Source organism: Serratia sp. S4, from assembly GCF_000347995.1.
GTDB lineage: Bacteria > Pseudomonadota > Gammaproteobacteria > Enterobacterales > Enterobacteriaceae > Serratia > Serratia quinivorans.
The window spans coordinates 1,248,574-1,267,084 of sequence record NZ_KB661120.1 but is presented as its reverse complement, the minus strand read 5'-3'; the positions used below and the strand labels follow the sequence as shown (position 1 = coordinate 1,267,084).

Genomic DNA, 18,511 nt, shown 5'->3' with positions numbered 1-18,511 from the left:
CCAGAGGAACAATTTCAGTTTCCAGTCACTTTTTATACTACAAAATAGGCAGCGCCGGGTGTAAGATCCCGTCTGCGCGGCAAACAGCGGCGTCGAACGACGGAGATGACATTCCTCCTTAACCGCCTTCACGGGCTGATGATGTCTACGTAACCTCTCGGAGAGGTGCGTAGCATTGCGCCTGAACCTTTCTGAGCTTGTCCCCCATTTAATGAAAGGCATTTTCGACCATGTTGAGTTCTTTACTGGCAGTTTTTATTGGCGGCGGTATGGGTAGCGTTCTGCGCTGGGCCATAAGCATGAAGATGAATCCGCTTAACGCGTACATCCCGTTGGGGACGCTGACAGTCAATCTGCTGGGCGGCTTTATTATCGGTTTGGCTATCGCCATCTTCACCCGTTTGACGCACCTGGATCCCACCTGGAAGTTGCTGATCACCACCGGTTTTTGCGGCGGGTTAACCACCTTTTCCACCTTCTCTCTGGAGGTAGTGTATTTGCTGCAAGATGGGCGTTTCATGTGGGCGTTGGCCAATATGCTGCTTAATTTGGCCGGCTCGCTGGTGATGACCCTGCTGGCGTTTATGCTGGTGGTGTGGATTAACGGCCAATAATTTAATTTCGGCGTCTTAATGTTTCCTTAATCTGCCCTGAGCATAATCTCATCCAGTACCCCCACTGGATGAGAACTCAGATGTTTAGCCTGCCAAAAACACCCGCTGAAGTGACCGCCACCCTGCTGTGCCTGCTGATTGTTGGTGCCTTCATCAGGGTTTATCTGTTCGCCTGAAGTCCGCACCTGCAAAAACCATCTTTACCGTTGCGCTCTTGCCAATTGCCATTGTTGCATTACAATTGAGAATGAACGTTCGCACCCAGAAAGCGAACCGCATTTCACTTGGCAAAGGATCGGGACATGATATCCACCAGCGACAGCAGGCAGGCCAAAGCACAGGCCCGCCGCGATCAGATTGTCGACGCCGCAAAACTCTGTTTTCGTCAGCACGGTTTTCACGCCGCCAGCATGGCGGAAATCGCGCAGAGTTCTCAGCTTAGCGTCGGTCAGATCTACCGCTACTTCGACAATAAAGATGCGATCATCGAAGAGATCGTTAACCGTATCATCGCCAGTAAAATGCGGCGACTGGAAGATCTTGGCGATCACATCAACCTGATCGCCGGTACCCTGGCGGCGCGCACCCTGTTTCAACAGCCCGGTGAAAGCGAAACCGACCATATGCTGATGCTGGAGGTCACCGCCGAGGCCACACGTAACCCGATAGTGGCCAAAATGCTCAGCGATGCCGAAACGCGGTTATTCCACCATGTTTGTCAAAACCTGCGGCGGATCTATCCTCACTTCAGCGAGCAGGAAATCGCCGCCAGAGTAGAGTTTATCGCCGTATTAAGCGAAGGCACCGGTTACCGCATACTGACCACACAAAAAGCCGACGTCAGCCTGCTGAACGGCCTATACCAACAAGCTATCTCTCACCTGTTCAGGAAACCTTAATCCTTATGACCAGACAACTCGCCAGACAACGTCTGGTGTACGCGCTCGTGCTTGGCCTGCTAGCCTCACTGGGGCCGCTGTGCATCGACCTCTACCTGCCCGCCCTGCCGGAAATGGCCGGCGATCTGAACACCTCTACCGCTACCGCGCAGCTCAGCCTGACCGCCGGCCTGCTCGGTTTGGGCGTCGGCCAGCTGATTTTTGGCCCCTACAGCGACAAGCTCGGCCGTATGCGCCCGCTGTTACTGTCGCTGACGCTATTGCTGGCCGCCTCGCTGTGGTGCGCCCTGGCCCCCAATATCGATCAGTTGCTGATTGCCCGTCTGTTGCAAGGGCTGGCCGGTGCCGGCGGTGCCGTCATTTCTCGCGCTATCGCCCGTGACCTTTATTCCGGACACGAACTGACGCGTTTCTTTGCCCTGCTGATGTTGGTCAACGGCCTGGCGCCGATCATTGCGCCGGTGTTGGGTGGCGCCATGCTGCAGTTTATGGACTGGCGCGGGATTTTCGGCGTACTGGCGGCCATTGCCGTGCTGCTGTTCACGCTCGCCAGCCTGAAGTTAGATGAGTCATTGCCTGCCGAACGCCGCAGCCAGGGCGGTATTTTTGCCATGTTGCGGTCACTGGGCGGATTGCTGACCCAGCGTCAGTTTATGGGCCTGTGTCTGACGCAAGGTTTTGTGATGGCCGGGATGTTCGCCTATATCGGCGCTTCGCCTTTCGTGCTGCAGCAGATTTATGGCCTCAGCCCACAGATGTTCAGCCTGTGCTTCGCCATCAACGGCGTCGGACTGATTATTTCCGCGCAGATCGCCAGCCGCCTGAGCATACATTTTGGTGAAAGGAAGGTATTGAAAGGCGGATTAACCCTGGCGGCGGTTTCTTCTCTGCTGTTACTGTTGGCAGCCAGCCTGCACGCGCCGCTGGCACTGTTGATGGTACCGCTGTTCTTCTCGGTGGCCGTAATCGGTATTGTCGGCCCGACGGCATCATCATTGGCGATGCAAAGCCAGGGCGACAAGGCGGGCAGCGCCTCTGCGCTGATTGGCGTGAGCATGTTCGCACTCGGTGCCTGTAGCGTGCCCTTGACGGGGCTGGGTGGCACTTCCAGCGTATCAATGGCACTGACCATTGTCGGCTGTTACGCCGTCGCCATCACGCTGTTTAAACTGCTGGTACGCAAAACGCAGGCATAAAGCGACGGGAAAAAGGCAATAAAAAACCCGCTCAGTGAGCGGGTTTTAAGAATTTCGGCTGTAGCATTAGATAGCGATAACGTTAGCAGCAGATGGGCCTTTGGCACCGTTCGTGATTTCAAATTCTACACGCTGGCCTTCAGCAAGAGTTTTGAAACCATTGCTAGCGATGGCAGAGAAGTGAACGAAAACGTCCTTGCTACCATCTTCCGGAGTAATGAAGCCGAAGCCTTTGGATTCATTAAACCACTTAACGCTACCTTTAATCTTAGACATCAAACTTACCTTTAACGTGAATGAAAGACACTAAACATGTGTCCAATACAGTACAGCAATTAGACGGGATTTTGTCCACAACCTGGATCACATAAAATCGATAAAGAGTGAAAAAATCCGTGTCCTTCGGTGTAAATCGCTTGCCCCCCTTGCCATTGTCTCTGCAGGTAGTCCAATCCTCTTCAAACTCCGGCGAACAGCGGTCGAACGCCTGTTTCACCCGCCGTCAGCCTGCCTTGCCGGCGTGATGCAGACAAAATCGCTATGAAATATAACCAGATAGTCTTTTTGCTTCCGGCCGCCCTGCACTAGGGTTAGAGCTTACTAACCACTGTGAGCCAAGACTATGACCAGCCAACTGGCCGAAAAAATCGTCGCCTACCGCCGTGAACTGCATCAGAACCCTGAGCTGTCCAACCACGAGTTCGCCACTACCGCCCGCCTGACCCGCTGGCTGGAAGAGGCCGGTATCCGTATTCTGCCGCTGGCGCTGAAGACCGGCGTGGTGGCTGAAATCGGCAGTGGCAAGGGGCCTGTCATTGCGCTGCGCGGGGATATTGACGCCCTGCCGATTGAGGAAATTTCCGGCGTGCCGTTCAGTTCGCAAAACAGCGGCGTGATGCACGCCTGCGGACATGATTTTCATACCTCGGTGATGCTGGGCGCGGCACATTTGTTGAAAGCACGCGAAGCTACCCTGCCCGGTACGGTACGCATTTTCTTCCAGCCGGCGGAGGAAACCTTCAACGGCGCCCAACACCTGATCGACGCCGGAGCACTGGATAACGTGGCGGCGGTATTCGGTCTGCACAACGCGCCGGAGCTGCCGACCGGCACCTTTGCCACCCGCGCCGGGGCGTTTTACGCCAACGTCGATCGCTTCCAGATTCTGATCACCGGCAAGGGGGCGCACGCCGCCAAACCGGAGCAAGGGGTGGACACCATCGTCACCGCCAGCCAGATTGTCAACGCGCTGCAAACCCTGCCCAGCCGCAGCTTCAGTTCGCTGGAGTCGTTGGTGGTGAGCGTCACGCGCATTGAGGGCGGTAACACCTGGAATGTTCTGCCACAGACCGTAGAGCTGGAGGGCACGGTACGGACCCATAGCGATAAGGTTCGTCGCCAGGTACCGGATAAAATTCGCCAGGTGATTAACGGCGTCGCCGCATCCCTTGGCGCACAAGCGGAACTACGCTGGCAGGCAGGCCCACCGGCGGTAGTCAATGACGCACGCTGGGCAGCCTTCAGTAAAACCGTCGCCGCCGAAGCCGGTTACCGGGTGGAAGAGGCTGAGCTACAGATGGGCGGGGAAGACTTTGCGCTTTATCTGCACCACGTGCCGGGCGTCTTTGTCAGTATTGGCTCGGCAAGTGAATTTGGCCTGCATCACCCGCGCTTCAACCCGGATGAACAGGCGATTTTCCCGGCCTCGCAATATTTCGAACTGTTGGCTGAGCGCACGCTGCAGCAATTAGTCACCACACCGGAAAAAGCCACCAGCAAGGCTTAGAACTCCCTCGATTATTATTCGCGGCGCGGTATATTCTGCGCTGCGAGTTATTATTTCCCCCTCGGTTATATTTGCCGATTTCAACATTAGAATATGCTGTTTTGTTGTTTTACATCCTGATGGTGCTCGTCAATAGTGGGGCTCTAAAGATAGCGCCACACCGGCACTTAACAGGGTGAAAGCAATGAGCAACAGTGCGAAAGAACAACGACAATTGCGCCTTGGCGCCATTTTGCATGGCGCATCGGGAAATATGTCTGCCTGGCGACATCCGGACGCCACTGCCGATGCCAGTATTAACCTCGATTTTAATATTGCCACGGCAAAAAAAGCCGAACAGGGTAAATTGGATTTCGTGTTTGTGGCCGACGGCTTATATATCAATGAGAAATCCATTCCCCATTTTCTCAATCGTTTTGAACCCTTAACCCTGCTCGCCGCACTGTCCGCCGCCACCGATAAAATCGGGCTGGTGGGCACCTTATCCACTTCGTACAGCGATCCTTTTACCGTTGCGCGCCAGTTCGCCAGCCTGGATCACCTCAGCAAAGGCCGGGCCGGCTGGAACGTGGTGACCTCGCCGCTGGAAGGGTCAGCAAAAAATTTCTCCCGCACCGAACATCCGGAGCACAGCCTGCGCTACCGCATTGCCAGTGAATACCTCGACGTCACCAAAGGATTGTGGGACTCGTGGGAAAGCGACGCTTTTGTGCGGAACAAGAACAGCGGTGAATTTTTCAGCGCCGGTAAACTGCATACCCTGAATCACCAGGGCGAGTTCTTCTCTGTGCAGGGGCCGCTGAATATTGGTCGCACGCCACAAGGGCGGCCCATTCTGTTCCAGGCCGGCGCCTCGGAGGACGGCAAGCAATTGGCAGCCAAACACGCCGACGCCATTTTCACCCACCATGAGAGCCAGCAACAGGCACAGGCGTTTTATCAGGACGTTAAAAAACAGTTGGTTGAGCAGGGCCGTGAACCGGATGACCTGCGGATTTTTCAGGGCGTCAGCGTGATTGTCGGTGACGACAATGAAGACGTGGAGCGTCAGTATTGGGAAACCGCCCGCCTGGTCAGTATCGAAAACGCACTCAACTACCTTGGCCGCTATTTCGAGCACTATGATTTCGCCCGTCATCCGCTCGATGAACCCTTCCCGGACGTCGGTGAACTGGGTCAAAACAGCTTCCGCAGCACCACCGACGCCATCAAGCGCAATGCCCGTGAACGCAATCTGACGCTACGGGAAGTCGCGCTGGAAGCCGCCTCACCTCGCCCGGTCTTTGGCGGCACGCCGGAAGCGGTGGCGGACGGCCTGCAAAACTGGTTCGACACCCAGGCGGCCGACGGTTTCATCATCAGCGGCGGCACGCCAAATTCATTCGGCCACTTTGTCGATCGCGTAGTGCCGATCCTGCAGCAGCGCGGCCTGTTCCGCAGCGATTACAGCGGTGACACGCTGCGCGACCACCTGGGCCTCAAGCTGCCTGCCAATCAATTCACTCAATAACAACAATAATTTCTCAGGGATATCCGCTATGCGAACAACCTTTAGCGTCCTGCCCAGCCAACGTAACGATCTGGGCGATTAGGAGCATACAGATGGCAAACGACGTTTTTATCCAAACGCTGCCAAGCGATCCTCTGGTCCAGCCGGTGATCGCAGGGCTATTCGGTGAATATCGCCAACGCTACGGCGACTATTTTGGTGACCAGGAACAGGAAGCGCTGGATTTGTACGCCCCGCCGCAAGGCGCCTTTATCGTGCTGTTACGCGCCGGGGAGCCGATCGCCATGGGGGCCTTCAAACGCTACGATCCGCAAACTGCCGAGCTGAAACGCATATGGACACGAACCGATTTACGCCGCCAGGGCCTGGCACAACAAGTATTGCAGCAACTGGAAACGCTGGCGCAGCAACAGGGTTATCGTCAGCTCTACCTGACCACCGGCTTTCGCCAGCCAGAGGCGGTGGGCTTGTATTTGAGCAACGGCTACCAGCCGCAGTTCGATACCAGCGTCGATACTGAAGTTTACAGCCGCCCCCCTTACGATGGCCGGCTGCCATTTCGCAAAAGCCTGATAACAGCGGACGCATTCTGTTGCGCACCGGAAAGGAAGATTGCCTAGGGGACATGCCCCCTTCTTCACCCTTTTATCTGTTTCAGGAGAGTAGTGATGCCCAAACAAGAAGTCTTAAAAGTGGTTCCCGCACGTTACCCGCTGCGGCTGGCAGGTGCGTTGTTCTCGGTGTTTATTCTGGCGGCGATCCTCCAGTCTGTGGCGACCAACGAACGCTGGGAATGGGGGGTATTCGCCGAATGGTTCTTTGCCCCGGCGGTGCTGTCGGGTCTGGGACAAACTCTGCTGCTGACGCTGCTCGGCACGCTGTTCAGTATCATCTTCGGTACGCTGCTGGCCCTGGCGCGGTTATCTCGCTCCTACCTGTTGGCTTCGCTGGCGTGGGGTTATATCTGGCTGTTCCGCTCGCTGCCGCTGATCCTGGTGCTGATCGTTCTGTATAACTTCTCTTATCTGTACGACTCCATCTCACTGGGTATCCCCTTTACCTCGCTGGTGTTCGCCAGCTATCCGACCATCGATATCCTCAGCCAGTTCTCGGTGGCGGTGCTGGGGCTGACGCTGGTGCAGTCGGCCTATACCGCAGAAATCATCCGCGGCGGTATTATCGGGGTCGAGTACGGCCAGCATGAAGCGGCTGCGGCACTGGGGCTGCCGGGCTATCGCCGCACTTTCCGCATTATTTTGCCCCAGGCGCTGCGCTCGATCATTCCAACCGGCTTCAATGAAATTATCAGCCTGGCGAAGGGCACTTCGATTGTCTACGTGCTGGCGCTGCCGGAGCTGTTTTATACCATTCAGGTGATCTACAACCGCACCCAGCAGGTGATACCGCTGCTGATGGTCGCCACCGTCTGGTACCTGTTCATCACCACCGCACTGTCGGTCATTCAGTATTACATCGAGCGCTATTTCGCCCGTGGCGCAGTGCGCGAACTGCCGCCAACGCCATGGCAGAAACTGGCCGGCTGGTTAAAACGTTAGGAGGATCCCATGTCCGAAGCCATTGATTATTATGCCCTGCGCGAAGCGGCGGTACACAGCATCGTGCCAGTACCAGCGCGCGGCCTGATTGAAATCAGCAACGTCAGCAAATTTTTCGGTAAACACAAGGCGCTGGACGACGTCAGCCTGACGCTGCAACCGGGCACCGTCACGGTGATCCTCGGCCCTTCCGGTTCCGGCAAGTCCACCCTGCTGCGGGCCATCAACCACCTGGAGCGGGTCGATGAAGGCTTTATCCGCATCGACGGCGACTATGTCGGCTACCGGCGCAAAGGTGACAAGCTGTATGAGCTAAAAGAGAACGCCATTCTCAAGCAGCGTATCAACGTCGGCTATGTGTTCCAGAACTTCAACCTGTTCCCTCACCTGACGGTACTGGAGAACATCATTGAAGCCCCGATAGTGCATAAAATTTACTCGCGGGCCGAGGCCAAAGAGGTGGCTTATCAACTGCTCGATACCGTCGGCCTGCGCCACAAGGCAGACGCCTACCCGCGCCATCTGTCCGGCGGGCAACAGCAGCGCATCGCCATTGCCCGCGCGCTGGCGCTGAACCCGAAGGTGATTTTGTTTGATGAGCCGACCTCGGCGCTCGATCCAGAGCTGGTCGGTGAAGTATTGGACGTCATCAAGGGGCTGGCAGATCTTGGCGTAACGCTGGTGGTGGTCACCCATGAAATTGGCTTTGCCCGTGAGGCAGCCGATCAGATTGTCTTTATGGTCGATGGGCAAATCGTCGAACAGGGCGATGCTCGTCGGGTACTGAACCACCCGCAACACCCTCGCACCATCAACTTCCTCAATAAAGTGCTGTGATCAGCGGGGCGTCAGCGGCGCCCCGCTCTGTTAGAGCAATGCGAAACGGCGTTTTTCAGCGGTAAAATCCAGCGGTTTGATGCCACGCTGATTACGATCCTGTTCGGTCAGTAGCTCGGGAGGAATAAACCAGGTCACTTCAAACAGTAACCCATCCGGATCGTGCCCATAGATGCTTTTGTGCACGCCATGATCTTCTTCCAGCCCAAGAATGCCGCGCTGCGCCAACTGGTCGCGAATGCGCTCAAGTTCGTCCAGGCTGTCGACCTCCCAGGCCAAATGGTACAACCCGGCCGGCGGCTCGTTTTCCGCCGGTGGCTCACCGTTGGCGCGAAACACTCCGGCCCGCTGCTGCCCCAGGTTCTTGCTGAACAGCGCCAGATCGTGATCGTTATCCGAATCGGCCGCCTGGGTAAACACCGCTTTCTCGGGGCTGCCCGAGGGCTTGAGCTTAAATCCCAGTACCTGATGATAAAAATCCGCGCTCTGCTGCACATCGCTGACATACAGCACCGCATGGTTTAGCCGTTTAATGCCCATCGGTTGTCCCTTTCAGAAATAAATAAAGTCAGAAAGAAAATAGCATGTGGCGACAACCCCGCTAAATGCCGTAATCGCATTATCAAATGCCGGGCACGCAATCTGTCACTGCAAGGCATTCCGCGCTATCATATGCACTGTATTGAGCGACTTTATGAGAATGATGATGAACGGCAAGATAACGACTTTTTTTGAAGACAAAGGCTTCGGCTTTATTACCGATGAGAACGGGGAAAATCGTTATTTTCACGTGATTAAAGTGCAGAACCCGGAGCTGATTAAGAAAAACGCGGCGGTGACTTTCGAACCGACCAACAACACCAAAGGCCCATCGGCGTTTGCGGTCAAGGTGCTGGCGTCGAGCAAGTACATCATCATCGCCAACGAAAGAATCAAGATCACCAGCATTAAATCCTTCAACACCTTCACCAAAGAAGTGCCGGTGAAAGCGGACGTGGATAAAGAAAATACCGTGCTGTCGGTCGGCCTGTTGATGAACCGCATTCGCCCGCAGTCAGAAGAAGCGCCGCAAACCATGCAGACGCTGCGCATGCTGACCATCACCACCTTCCAGAACGACACCCATACCTTCTCAGAACATGAGATCGACATGGATGAAACCCTGAAAGTGCTGAAAAGCCTGTAATCACAACCACCGCCAGCCGCATATACCCTATGAATTTCGAGTTGGCCGCTCTGGCGCGTCCATGCGCTCGCGGCATTTGTACATCCCTGTACAGCACAGCTAGGCGACCAGCTAGCTCATCCCCAGGCGCTTACTTCAGTAAGTAACTGGGGGGAGATAGTGCAGGTAACAACGCTGCAGCTTGAAAGGCGACGGGTATAAAACATTCTAAGCAATTTGATACCACCTGTGTTAGCGTGGGTTTTCACCTGACACAGGCCATTTTATTATGTCTGATACCAGCAGTGTTAAAGGCTTTATCAACCGCTCCACCCAAATCGCCTGCCCCAAATGTGCTTACGTCACCACCCAAAAATGCGCGACGCTGCGGCAAAATGTCCTGCTTATCTGCCCAAACTGCGGTACCGAGTTTGAACCCAAGCAGAACTGAAACCCTTATTTAAACATGATGTGGCCAACGCTGTTGCCACTTACCGCGTTAAACGACTCCACCCGGTTACGCCCCTGCGACTTGGCGCGATAAAGCGCGATATCTGCCATATTCATTAACTGTTCCAGCGATTTAACTTCGTTCATCCCCAGACTGGCGACGCCAACGCTGATAGTGATGTTCAACGGCACCTTGCCAGTGGGGAGCAAATCGGCTTTTTGTACCAATTGCCGCAAATGCTCTGCCAGTGCCACCCCCTGCGCCGCCAGCGCCCGCGGCAGCATAATGGCAAACTCTTCCCCACCCAAACGGCCAAACAGCTGATCGTGCCGCAACTCGCGCCGCACAATATGGGCGAATGAAGCCAGTACCTGATCGCCCACCAGATGCCCATGGGTATCATTAATCTGCTTAAAATGGTCGATATCGATCAGCAGCAGCGACACCGCCTCTTTCGCTTTATGTTTGTGCTCCAGCAATTCGCCAGCCTTGCGCGTCAATGCATTACGCGCCAATACGCCAGTCAGAAAATCGTGATTGGCGCTGTGCTCCAGCCGCCGCATCAGCTTGCGGTTAACAGCAATTGAACTGGCAAGGATCAGTGGCCCCATCACCAGCATGGCGATCCCCAAACGGGCTGACATCAGCGTGTCGAGGAAGGCAATGTGGTTGTTCGGCGTTTCATACAGCATCAGGTTGGCGGAAATACTGCTGATTTCGGTCATGCCGGTCAGCAGCGTCAATAAGGTCACCGTGAACAGTTGGTAACGAACCGCACACCACAGCAGTGCAGGAATGGGGAAGGCAATCGCCCCCGGGCCGCCGATATACACACTGAACACCAGTGAAAACAGCAACGCCAGCAGCGGCATACCGGCACGCAGTTGCCAGTTGATCTGCATACGCAACAGCTGTTTGAGACGCGGTGCCGCCAGCAGCACCGGCAACAACAGCAGATTGGTCGAGAACTGCTCGCTGAACCAGGCTAACCAGGCGATAACGGCCGTGTTGTTGTACAGGCTGTCATTACGCAGTATCGATAAGGTCGACGCCACCGCCGCGCTACTCAGGCTGGCGGTAAACATATAAAGGATAGTCTGGGGTTTACCCATCCGGCGTTGCGACTTTGGCAGCAGCGACATCACGCCGTAACCGGTAGCAATCAGCGACATATTGCAGGCGTTCAACCACATCGCCAGCGACAGACTCTCACCGTTGGCCAAATCTGCGGCGATCATCCCAATATAGATAGCCAGCCAACCGGTCGGACTGGCATAGGCGGGTTTGCGTAATAGCAGACCGAGTAAAATCGCATTCACCGGCCAAAACAGCGAAAGCGATCCTATTGGGCGGGTAAAAATACCCAGCAGGGAAAGCAAAAATGCCAGCAGAAAAAGCGTAATCAGCTGGATAGCCACAGGCAAGCCATGTTTGTCGCTTATTCTGGCGTTCATCGCCTTACCCATATATTTATAATAACCAGAGCAACTCTATGCATATTCCCTCGCCCGGCATAATGAAAATGACATAAAAACCAGAGGCAGACTTAAAAAATACAGGCAGATCAATCACAAAGATACATTCACTTTTATTTAACGGAATGTTCTTAACTCAAGTTGTCAACGAGATGCTTCATGATGAAACGAATTTTCATCCTTGCGAAAATAATATTCAAGGATATCTAATAGCATAGCGTAAAGCAGCACTCATCAGCACCACGCAAAGGCCATAATTATATAAAGGGTATTTTACTTGCCGCCCAAAACTGGTCTGCCGGCTATTATTTCCCGGCAAGTCATGTTCGACATGCAATTAGAGGCAACAAAAAACCCGGTCTAGGAACCGGGAATGTTTGTACGAAATGCAGTGTTAGCCCAAGCAGGCTAATAACATTCCCCACTTTACGCTGTAATTGTGTAGAAAAAATGAGCGCAAGGGGAATGGCTATTAAGCCAGTTTGGCAGCAAAGCCCGCCACGCGCTGGCCGTAAAGGCTGGCGGTTTCCAAATCACCCGACAGCATTTCATCCACACCGGCGTCGGCGGGCGTTTGCACCAGCAGCCCCACCGAACCGCCCAGGTTGTTTATATCGGTACGCTGCGCCGACTTGGTATTCGCGGGCATCAGCCCCAGGCTGACCCACAGGCCGCCATGCTGCGAGGCCAGAGTTTGTAGAGCGATCAGCGTAACCTGCTTATCACCGTTCAGGCTGGCGCTGTTGGTGAACCCACCGAAAACCTTGTCCTGCCATTTACGGCCAAACCAGGCTTTAGAACTGGCATCGGCAAACTTTTTGAATTGCCAGGATGGGCCACCCATATAGGTCGGCGAACCAAAGATAATGGCATCCGCCTCATCGAGTTTCTGCCAGGCTTCATCGCTGATATTGCCTTCCTGATCGATAGCGATCAGTTCCGCTGCCGCACCTTCGGCAACAACCTTTGCCAAACGCTCGGTGTGGCCGTAGCCGGAATGAAAAATAACCACTGTCTTCGCCATTAGGAACTCCCAGATCGTTGCAGTAGAGTGCCGACGGCACCCGAGGATATTCTTATCCAATCTAATCAACTGACCCTGGGGTGAATACCAAATTTATCTGACAAAGTTATTCAAAAAAACCGGGCGGTATTCATGCGCCAATGGCCTGTGGGCTCTGCTGCCGGGCGAAATCAATAAACGCGCGCAGCGGCCGCGGCATTTGCCGGTTGGCGGGGTAATAAAGATAGAAACCGGGAAACGGTGGCGTCCAGGCCACCAGCAACGGCAGCAATCGGCCGTCGTTCAATGCCTCTGCCACCTGACTCTCAAACAGATTGGCAATCCCCAATCCATCCACAGCGGCACGCACCAGCACCTGCGGTTCATCCACAATCAACGGCCCCTCCACCGCGATTTCCAACTTTTCACCACCGCGCTCGAATTCCCAACGATAAATACTGCCATTGGTTGGCCAGCGAGTATTCAGGCAGCGGTGCTGACGTAGCGCATCGGGGGTTTGCGGCGTGCCATAACGCGCCAAATAAGCTGGCGAGGCTACCACGCACATTCGTTGCTCGCCCCCCAGCGCGACGGCCACCATATCCTTCTCCAGCCGCTCATGCAGCCGCACACCCGCGTCAAAACCCGCGGCCACCATATCCACCAGCCGATCCTCCACGCTCAGATCCACAACAATATCGGGATAATGCGCATTGAACGGGGCCAACAGCGGAGCCAAGTAATGGATCGCCGCCAGGCCGGAGGCGTTAAGCCGTAGGGTACCCGCAGGCTGTAAACGCAGCGCGGCGGTCTGCGTCACGGCGGCCTCAATCTCGGCCATTGCCGGTGACAAACGCGCCAACAGCAACTCCCCCGCTTGGGTTAGCGCGACACTTCGCGTGGTGCGATTCAGCAGACGCACGCCCAACCGGGTTTCCAGATTGCGCTGCGTCTGGCTAAGCGCTGAGGCGGAGATGCCCAATTGCGCTGCGGCACGGGTAAAGCTGCCATGCTCAACAATGACGGCAAAAGCGCGTAATTCCGCGAAGTCACTTCCTCTCATTATGCCCTCTTTACTTAATAATTCATGAAGATTATAGCGTATTCATTACACTCCCGGTGGGGCCTATGCTTGAACAAAACCACAGAGGAAATACCCCATGCTGACATCACTGGCCCTGAACCATTACCGCCTGCTTGGCCGCTCTGGCCTGCGCGTTTCGCCGCTGGCACTCGGCACCATGACCTTCGGCACCGATTGGGGCTGGGGCGCAGAACAAGCAGAAGCTCGTCGGCTGTTCGACGTTTATGTAGAACGTGGCGGCAATTTTATTGATACCGCCAACCGCTATACCGAAGGCAGTTCCGAACGATTTATTGGAGAATTCGCCACCGGACGCCGCGACCGTCTGGTGATCGCCACCAAATACACGCTCCCCATGCAGCCCGATAACCCAAACTCTGGCGGTAACCACCGTAAAAGCATGGTGCGCTCGGTGGAAGAAAGCCTCAGACGCCTGAAAACCGATTATATCGACCTGCTGTATCTGCACGCCTGGGACGCAACCACCCCGGCGGAGGAGATCATGCGTGCCATGGACGATCTGGTGCGTGCCGGCAAAGTGTTATATCTGGCCGTTTCGGATCTGCCCGCCTGGCAGGCCGCCAGAATGCAGACACTGGCGGATTTACGCGGTTGGTCACCGTTGATTGGCCTGCAGATTGAATACAGCCTGTTGGAACGTACCGTGGAGCGAGAACTGATACCGATGGCGCAAGAGCTGGGCCTTGGCGTCATTCCATGGTCACCGCTGTCCGGTGGCATATTGAGCGGAAAATACAGTCGCCAGGATTTGCAGGTGCAGGCGGAAGAGAACGGTACCCGACGTGCCATGGTTCGCGACAAGGGTATGCTGACCGAGCGCAATATTACCATTGCCGAAACGGTATTGACGCTGGCCAGGGAGACGGATTTTAGCCCTTCTCAGGTAGCCCTAGCCTGGACGCTGCGCAACCCGGCAGTGACGGCCCCAATCATAGGTGCACGCACGTTGGCACAACTGGAAGATAACCTGGGAGCGCTGGAGGTCAGGCTGACAGAAGAGCAGTGGCGGCGTCTGGATACGGTAAGCGCCATTGAACTGGGTTTCCCCCATGATTTTCTGGCGCTACAGGTTACGCGCGATATCATGTTTGGCGGTTTGACGATTGAGCGCAGATAAAAAAAATCCCGCTCAAGGCGGGATAAACTTAACAGGGATGGGGTAATACACTACAGGGAATGGATAACACACAACATCATCGGGTAGGACTACACTATCAATCTCAATGTATAGAACTGTCATCCCTGAGTAAGTTTGCTCCGGCAGATGTAACGCCGGATGGAAATGTGACATTTTTACCGCGTACTTCCTTACTTCAGACCACCATAATCCTCGCGTCGCGCTCACAAAAATGATTAATAAACAATCAATAAAGGGCTATTGCCAATACCGAATGGTAGAATGAGGTTCCCTACATCTACCCGGTGAAAGATATGTCTATCTTTGATGCCCTTAAGATGTTCAGCAGCACAACGGTAAAAGTGAAGTGTCCAGAATGCGCTCACATGTTTGAACAAAATAGCCGCAAAGTGCGTAAAAACATCACCCTGATTTGCCCTAAATGCGGCCACTATTTCCTTCCTGACGAAAAGTAGTGCCAGCAACGCCTCACCGCCTTTAGTGCGAAAGTGCGTCAGCGCTGATTTTTAACACAAACCTCAGCGCCAACGCAAAATCAACTTCGAATTAACGTTAAAACATCTTCTGGAACATCGGAACTAATAATTTATTACCGTACTCACTGACATGATTATCATCATAATAGATAGGACGACCATCATGAGTGCTTTCGCACTTGCCATTTTTACAAAGTAGCGGCAATGGATTCAGGATCTTCACGCCGCATTTTGCTGCTGCTTCGTCCTGAGCCTCCCACACAAATGAGTGACGCTTCATATAATCACTTTCAGAAAGGTAAATGTGTGGAGCCTCTTTACCAAGCATCATTGCTCTGGATATGGTTTTTGACACATTAGATGTCATTTCAGGCATCGGCCTGACCATAAAGACAGGGTGCTCAGCCGCCAGTTCACAGGCACTATCTATCAGAGATGCCTTAAATTCAGCCAAAAACTCAGGCGTTGGCGTCTGGTATACGGTGGAAAAATAAACTATCGGGGTATTCATTCTTTCTGCGACAATCTGGCGCCCAAATGCATAAACCGAAGTCCTGTTAACGATGACGATGGGGATCGATTTATCAAGACCAGCCAGTTTTTTCCGCTGCCATTGATTGAACCCATAGCAGTCTTGATTATCTGTTGCTTCACCAGGGACAGTTTTTGCCCGATAAATTGTTGGGCAACCAGCATAAGTCAGATTTAAGACCCCATCGTTTTTACTCGGTAATGCAGCTTCCACCGCAGTAGTCATGGCATTTGCATGGCTGTCGCCAACGAGTATTGCCTTAATCTTGCTACCACCAAAAACGCACCCGGGAGAGGTTGTACCCGATATGGCAAAACAGCCCACCCGGCTTGGATTGGAATTAAGGCTCTCGTTAGCGATAAGGTCAATCTTTGCCGGAACTCTATCAGGATAATTAAATTTAAACATCGCGACGGATGCAACACCAATAATCATCATGCAGGCAGCGATAGTGAACACATTACCCCATGCAGTTTGTCTGGATAATCCTTTACGCGTAGGGTTTTCAATCAACCTCAACGACAACTCACCCAAAATGACGCTTAAAATGAGCCCGACAATCATCCATGTCCATAATCCGGCAGTATTGTTGTACGCCAGAAAGACCACAATCGGCCAATGCCAAAGGTAGATAGAGTAAGAAGAAACCCCAACACGCTCTGCAACATAATTTGACGTAAAGATAGAGCCTTGCCTGCCAGCAGCAAGCACCAGCATTGCTCCCCCAACCGGAACCAATGCATAAATGCCCGGCCAGGCAAGCTTAGGTGTGAAAAATACAATCGCAAAAGTAATCATGATGAAACCCACTAGTTCCATCAGCTTTTCTTGGTTCTTGGAAAATTTCGCGTTGCGGGTCAGCCACCATACAGCACCACCGCCCAGCATCTCCCAGGCCCGCGTTGGCAATAAGAAAAACGCGGCAGAAGGCAATTTGATTGATAAATAACAGGCAAGGGAAAACGAGAGAATAAACCCAGCGAAGATCGTGAATTTTATCCCGCCAGCTTTCCAAAATCTCCACATAATCAGCAAGATAATGGGGAGAATGATATAGAACTGCCATTCAACAGATAGGGACCAGGTATGAAGCAACCACTTTTCATGAGATGCAGCATCGAAATAACCCGATTCTTTCCAGAACTTTACGTTTGAAATAAATAGAACCGCGACTAAAACATGCTTTGAAAGCGTACTGTAATCTACCGTAGTGAGGAAAAACCAACCAAGAACAAGCAGAGTCAAACACAAAGCCAGCAGTGCAGGGATAATTCTACGGGCGCGGGCCAGATAGAACCGCCAAATTGAGAATTTACCGGTTTCCAACCCAGTGACGATAATCTGCGTCATCAGAAAACCAGAAATAACAAAGAAGACATCCACCCCGACAAAACCGCCAGCGAAACCAGGTATGCCAAAGTGGAAGAGAACAACAGCGATTACAGCCCAGGCGCGAAGCCCGTTGATGTCATGCCGAAAAGTCCTTGCAGTAGAAGACATATATAATACTCATCTTTCAAAATTATGAGGATAGCTAACAGCTTGTAATATTTCTTGACGGTGCATTTTGCATCATGTGCAGAATTTTACCTATAGGAGGAATGACTAATCAGATTTTTACGGTGGATTCTTATAGAAGTGATATCAATCAGAAACTGACTGCCCTGAGCTACAGGGCCGGTTCTTTATACCACGCCACACATCACTAGCGTTGAGCAACGACTGGAGTCTGAGAGCGGATACGTGCACTGGCGGCATCCACTTATCTGGCGGGGTGAACCACAAACAGGCGCGATTCAAACCCACCACTTTTAAAGGTACGGGTATTAACCACCCCAAGGGTGAGCGACCAAAATTCTGATTGAAATCTCCTCCGCTGACCAACCATACCCGGCGATGGTTCAAGGACAGAACTTTGAGATTATCGACGTAGGTTTGCGCCGCCCGATCGTGGAAGAACGTCCCAAATCCATAGGCATTGGGTTTACCGGAAATACCATTAGGTTTTATCTGGGTATATAACAACGCGCGGTAGTTTTTTTGTTGTAATAGACATAGCTCAGATAATTGAACATGTTGCTGACAACAACGGCATCGCCAGGCTGATAGCCACTGTTGATATGGTGCACCATCCCCTAAACTGATCTTTATCCGATAAATAATCATCACGTAACCCACTGTTGAACAGCAGACTAAAAAACACCAGCAGCGAAACCCCACGCAGCTTACTTTTACTTTCTGCAATCAGGATCGCCAAAATGATTGGGATACCTTACGCAGCAAAAAAAATAGCGATCAACAAACAGAGGCATTCGCCAGGAAACCGCAAACAGCAGTAAGACCGGGACAAATACACCACTGAGCTGCAATAGCTTGAATTTGTTTTCTACCCCACAAGAAACCAACAGCAAAGCAGATAACCCAAAGAAGAATGCCGGCAGCAACAGGAAAATACCCCAGTAATAATTCCGGCCGTCATCTCCGGTTAAAAAACGCCAGAACATGGCGGGCAGATCGCACAATACCACTTGTGGGATCCAGCCAACGTCCCCATCAGCGCATACATGCGCGCTTCCTGACTGTAGCGCACCGCCATCGGCATCATTGCCATCAGGCCACCGGCCACCGGCCAGCAACGCTGCCCTTTCATTGGCCAACCAACGGGTTAGTTTGATTACCAGCGCCACCGTAACGACGCCAAACAGCATGCTGAGGGATTGCACCGCCAGAATGCTATCGCCAAACAACAGCATCCACCCATGCAGTAG

Annotated in this window: 19 protein-coding genes and 1 riboswitch; of the genes, 12 read left to right on the top strand and 7 right to left on the bottom strand. The window is 53.3% G+C overall.

Going from position 1 to position 18,511, the window contains the following annotated elements:
• Positions 1 to 92 precede the first annotated feature (92 nt).
• A riboswitch (Fluoride riboswitch) is annotated at positions 93 to 155 on the top strand.
• A 75-nt stretch (positions 156 to 230) separates the two neighbouring features.
• The 3 genes from crcB to SERS4_RS0106575 all read left to right on the top strand — a co-directional run bounded on the left by crcB (position 231) and on the right by SERS4_RS0106575 (position 2,709).
• Positions 231 to 614, top strand: a complete 384-nt coding sequence (gene crcB, locus SERS4_RS0106590; RefSeq protein WP_017891904.1) for a fluoride efflux transporter CrcB — start codon at positions 231 to 233, stop codon at positions 612 to 614.
• Positions 615 to 916: 302 nt separating this feature from the next.
• Positions 917 to 1,513 carry a TetR/AcrR family transcriptional regulator gene (locus SERS4_RS0106580; RefSeq protein WP_017891902.1) on the top strand — a complete coding sequence of 199 codons (597 nt, stop codon included), beginning with the start codon at positions 917 to 919 and terminating at the stop codon, positions 1,511 to 1,513.
• Positions 1,514 to 1,518: 5 nt separating this feature from the next.
• Complete coding sequence (locus tag SERS4_RS0106575) at positions 1,519 to 2,709, top strand: multidrug effflux MFS transporter (RefSeq protein WP_017891901.1); 1,191 nt, start codon at positions 1,519 to 1,521, stop codon at positions 2,707 to 2,709.
• 66 nt (positions 2,710 to 2,775) lie between these two features.
• On the opposite strand, the gene cspE is transcribed toward SERS4_RS0106575, so the two are convergent.
• Positions 2,776 to 2,985 (bottom strand): transcription antiterminator/RNA stability regulator CspE, encoded by a 210-nt coding sequence (gene cspE, locus SERS4_RS0106570; RefSeq protein ID WP_002210315.1) that lies wholly within the window; start codon positions 2,983 to 2,985, stop codon positions 2,776 to 2,778.
• A gap of 346 nt (positions 2,986 to 3,331) precedes the next feature.
• Between cspE and SERS4_RS0106565 the strand changes: the two genes are divergently transcribed.
• The 5 genes from SERS4_RS0106565 (at position 3,332) to SERS4_RS27220 (ending at position 8,398) form a co-directional block, all read left to right on the top strand.
• On the top strand, positions 3,332 to 4,495 hold the full coding sequence (locus SERS4_RS0106565; protein WP_012005627.1) for a M20 peptidase aminoacylase family protein: 1,164 nt from the start codon (positions 3,332 to 3,334) through the stop codon (positions 4,493 to 4,495).
• 184 nt (positions 4,496 to 4,679) lie between these two features.
• Positions 4,680 to 6,005, top strand: a complete 1,326-nt coding sequence (locus SERS4_RS0106560) for an LLM class flavin-dependent oxidoreductase (protein ID WP_017891900.1) — start codon at positions 4,680 to 4,682, stop codon at positions 6,003 to 6,005.
• A 92-nt stretch (positions 6,006 to 6,097) separates the two neighbouring features.
• Entirely contained in the window at positions 6,098 to 6,625 is a 528-nt protein-coding gene (locus tag SERS4_RS0106555; RefSeq protein ID WP_017891899.1) for a GNAT family N-acetyltransferase, read from the top strand.
• Positions 6,626 to 6,673: 48 nt separating this feature from the next.
• The gene (locus SERS4_RS27225; RefSeq protein ID WP_017891898.1) at positions 6,674 to 7,561 is read left to right on the top strand and encodes an amino acid ABC transporter permease; all 888 of its coding nucleotides are present in this window, start codon (positions 6,674 to 6,676) and stop codon (positions 7,559 to 7,561) included.
• Between the two features lie 9 nt (positions 7,562 to 7,570).
• A complete protein-coding gene (locus SERS4_RS27220; protein WP_012005623.1) occupies positions 7,571 to 8,398 on the top strand; it encodes an amino acid ABC transporter ATP-binding protein in 828 nt (275 codons plus the stop codon).
• 30 nt (positions 8,399 to 8,428) lie between these two features.
• On the opposite strand, the gene SERS4_RS0106540 is transcribed toward SERS4_RS27220, so the two are convergent.
• Positions 8,429 to 8,938 carry a VOC family protein gene (locus SERS4_RS0106540; RefSeq protein WP_012005622.1) on the bottom strand — a complete coding sequence of 170 codons (510 nt, stop codon included), beginning with the start codon at positions 8,936 to 8,938 and terminating at the stop codon, positions 8,429 to 8,431.
• Between the two features lie 166 nt (positions 8,939 to 9,104).
• Between SERS4_RS0106540 and SERS4_RS0106535 the strand changes: the two genes are divergently transcribed.
• Positions 9,105 to 9,584, top strand: a complete 480-nt coding sequence (locus tag SERS4_RS0106535; RefSeq protein ID WP_017891897.1) for a cold-shock protein — start codon at positions 9,105 to 9,107, stop codon at positions 9,582 to 9,584.
• Positions 9,585 to 9,852: 268 nt separating this feature from the next.
• On the top strand, positions 9,853 to 10,014 hold the full coding sequence (locus SERS4_RS27130) for a YnfU family zinc-binding protein (RefSeq protein WP_017891896.1): 162 nt from the start codon (positions 9,853 to 9,855) through the stop codon (positions 10,012 to 10,014).
• 5 nt (positions 10,015 to 10,019) lie between these two features.
• Here the strand turns inward: SERS4_RS27130 and SERS4_RS0106525 are convergent, their stop codons facing one another.
• The 3 genes from SERS4_RS0106525 to SERS4_RS0106515 all read right to left on the bottom strand — a co-directional run bounded on the left by SERS4_RS0106525 (position 10,020) and on the right by SERS4_RS0106515 (position 13,555).
• Positions 10,020 to 11,468, bottom strand: coding sequence for a GGDEF domain-containing protein (locus SERS4_RS0106525; RefSeq protein WP_017891895.1), 1,449 nt, complete (start codon positions 11,466 to 11,468; stop codon positions 10,020 to 10,022).
• Positions 11,469 to 11,961: 493 nt separating this feature from the next.
• The gene (locus tag SERS4_RS0106520; RefSeq protein ID WP_012005619.1) at positions 11,962 to 12,513 is read right to left on the bottom strand and encodes a flavodoxin family protein; all 552 of its coding nucleotides are present in this window, start codon (positions 12,511 to 12,513) and stop codon (positions 11,962 to 11,964) included.
• A gap of 130 nt (positions 12,514 to 12,643) precedes the next feature.
• Positions 12,644 to 13,555, bottom strand: a complete 912-nt coding sequence (locus SERS4_RS0106515; RefSeq protein WP_017891894.1) for a LysR family transcriptional regulator — start codon at positions 13,553 to 13,555, stop codon at positions 12,644 to 12,646.
• A gap of 97 nt (positions 13,556 to 13,652) precedes the next feature.
• Between SERS4_RS0106515 and SERS4_RS0106510 the strand changes: the two genes are divergently transcribed.
• Complete coding sequence (locus SERS4_RS0106510) at positions 13,653 to 14,714, top strand: aldo/keto reductase (RefSeq protein ID WP_017891893.1); 1,062 nt, start codon at positions 13,653 to 13,655, stop codon at positions 14,712 to 14,714.
• A gap of 314 nt (positions 14,715 to 15,028) precedes the next feature.
• Positions 15,029 to 15,190, top strand: coding sequence for a YnfU family zinc-binding protein (locus SERS4_RS27215; protein ID WP_216594072.1), 162 nt, complete (start codon positions 15,029 to 15,031; stop codon positions 15,188 to 15,190).
• A 97-nt stretch (positions 15,191 to 15,287) separates the two neighbouring features.
• Here SERS4_RS27215 and SERS4_RS0106500 read toward each other — a convergent pair whose 3' ends face one another.
• Both SERS4_RS0106500 and SERS4_RS27305 read right to left on the bottom strand, forming a co-directional pair.
• Entirely contained in the window at positions 15,288 to 17,243 is a 1,956-nt protein-coding gene (locus SERS4_RS0106500) for an acyltransferase family protein (protein WP_017891891.1), read from the bottom strand.
• Between the two features lie 731 nt (positions 17,244 to 17,974).
• Positions 17,975 to 18,496: a hypothetical protein gene (locus tag SERS4_RS27305; RefSeq protein WP_026142244.1), complete on the bottom strand. Its 522-nt coding sequence runs from the start codon at positions 18,494 to 18,496 to the stop codon at positions 17,975 to 17,977.
• Positions 18,497 to 18,511: the final 15 nt, after the last annotated feature.

What these genes read in the sequence shown, in the direction of transcription:
- crcB (WP_017891904.1), top strand. Translation starts at nt 231, where the DNA reads ATGTTGAGTTCTTTACTGGCAGTTTTTATTGGCGGCGGTATGGGTAGC.
- SERS4_RS0106525 (WP_017891895.1), bottom strand. Translation starts at nt 11,468, where the DNA reads ATGAACGCCAGAATAAGCGACAAACATGGCTTGCCTGTGGCTATCCAG.
- SERS4_RS0106510 (WP_017891893.1), top strand. Translation starts at nt 13,653, where the DNA reads ATGCTGACATCACTGGCCCTGAACCATTACCGCCTGCTTGGCCGCTCT.
- SERS4_RS27305 (WP_026142244.1), bottom strand. Translation starts at nt 18,496, where the DNA reads ATGCTGTTGTTTGGCGATAGCATTCTGGCGGTGCAATCCCTCAGCATG.
- SERS4_RS0106575 (WP_017891901.1), top strand. Translation starts at nt 1,519, where the DNA reads ATGACCAGACAACTCGCCAGACAACGTCTGGTGTACGCGCTCGTGCTT.
- cspE (WP_002210315.1), bottom strand. Translation starts at nt 2,985, where the DNA reads ATGTCTAAGATTAAAGGTAGCGTTAAGTGGTTTAATGAATCCAAAGGC.
- SERS4_RS27225 (WP_017891898.1), top strand. Translation starts at nt 6,674, where the DNA reads ATGCCCAAACAAGAAGTCTTAAAAGTGGTTCCCGCACGTTACCCGCTG.
- SERS4_RS0106520 (WP_012005619.1), bottom strand. Translation starts at nt 12,513, where the DNA reads ATGGCGAAGACAGTGGTTATTTTTCATTCCGGCTACGGCCACACCGAG.
- SERS4_RS0106500 (WP_017891891.1), bottom strand. Translation starts at nt 17,243, where the DNA reads ATGTCTTCTACTGCAAGGACTTTTCGGCATGACATCAACGGGCTTCGC.
- SERS4_RS0106565 (WP_012005627.1), top strand. Translation starts at nt 3,332, where the DNA reads ATGACCAGCCAACTGGCCGAAAAAATCGTCGCCTACCGCCGTGAACTG.
- SERS4_RS27130 (WP_017891896.1), top strand. Translation starts at nt 9,853, where the DNA reads ATGTCTGATACCAGCAGTGTTAAAGGCTTTATCAACCGCTCCACCCAA.
- SERS4_RS0106535 (WP_017891897.1), top strand. Translation starts at nt 9,105, where the DNA reads ATGAACGGCAAGATAACGACTTTTTTTGAAGACAAAGGCTTCGGCTTT.
- SERS4_RS0106515 (WP_017891894.1), bottom strand. Translation starts at nt 13,555, where the DNA reads ATGAGAGGAAGTGACTTCGCGGAATTACGCGCTTTTGCCGTCATTGTT.
- SERS4_RS0106580 (WP_017891902.1), top strand. Translation starts at nt 917, where the DNA reads ATGATATCCACCAGCGACAGCAGGCAGGCCAAAGCACAGGCCCGCCGC.
- SERS4_RS0106560 (WP_017891900.1), top strand. Translation starts at nt 4,680, where the DNA reads ATGAGCAACAGTGCGAAAGAACAACGACAATTGCGCCTTGGCGCCATT.
- SERS4_RS27215 (WP_216594072.1), top strand. Translation starts at nt 15,029, where the DNA reads ATGTCTATCTTTGATGCCCTTAAGATGTTCAGCAGCACAACGGTAAAA.
- SERS4_RS27220 (WP_012005623.1), top strand. Translation starts at nt 7,571, where the DNA reads ATGTCCGAAGCCATTGATTATTATGCCCTGCGCGAAGCGGCGGTACAC.
- SERS4_RS0106555 (WP_017891899.1), top strand. Translation starts at nt 6,098, where the DNA reads ATGGCAAACGACGTTTTTATCCAAACGCTGCCAAGCGATCCTCTGGTC.
- SERS4_RS0106540 (WP_012005622.1), bottom strand. Translation starts at nt 8,938, where the DNA reads ATGGGCATTAAACGGCTAAACCATGCGGTGCTGTATGTCAGCGATGTG.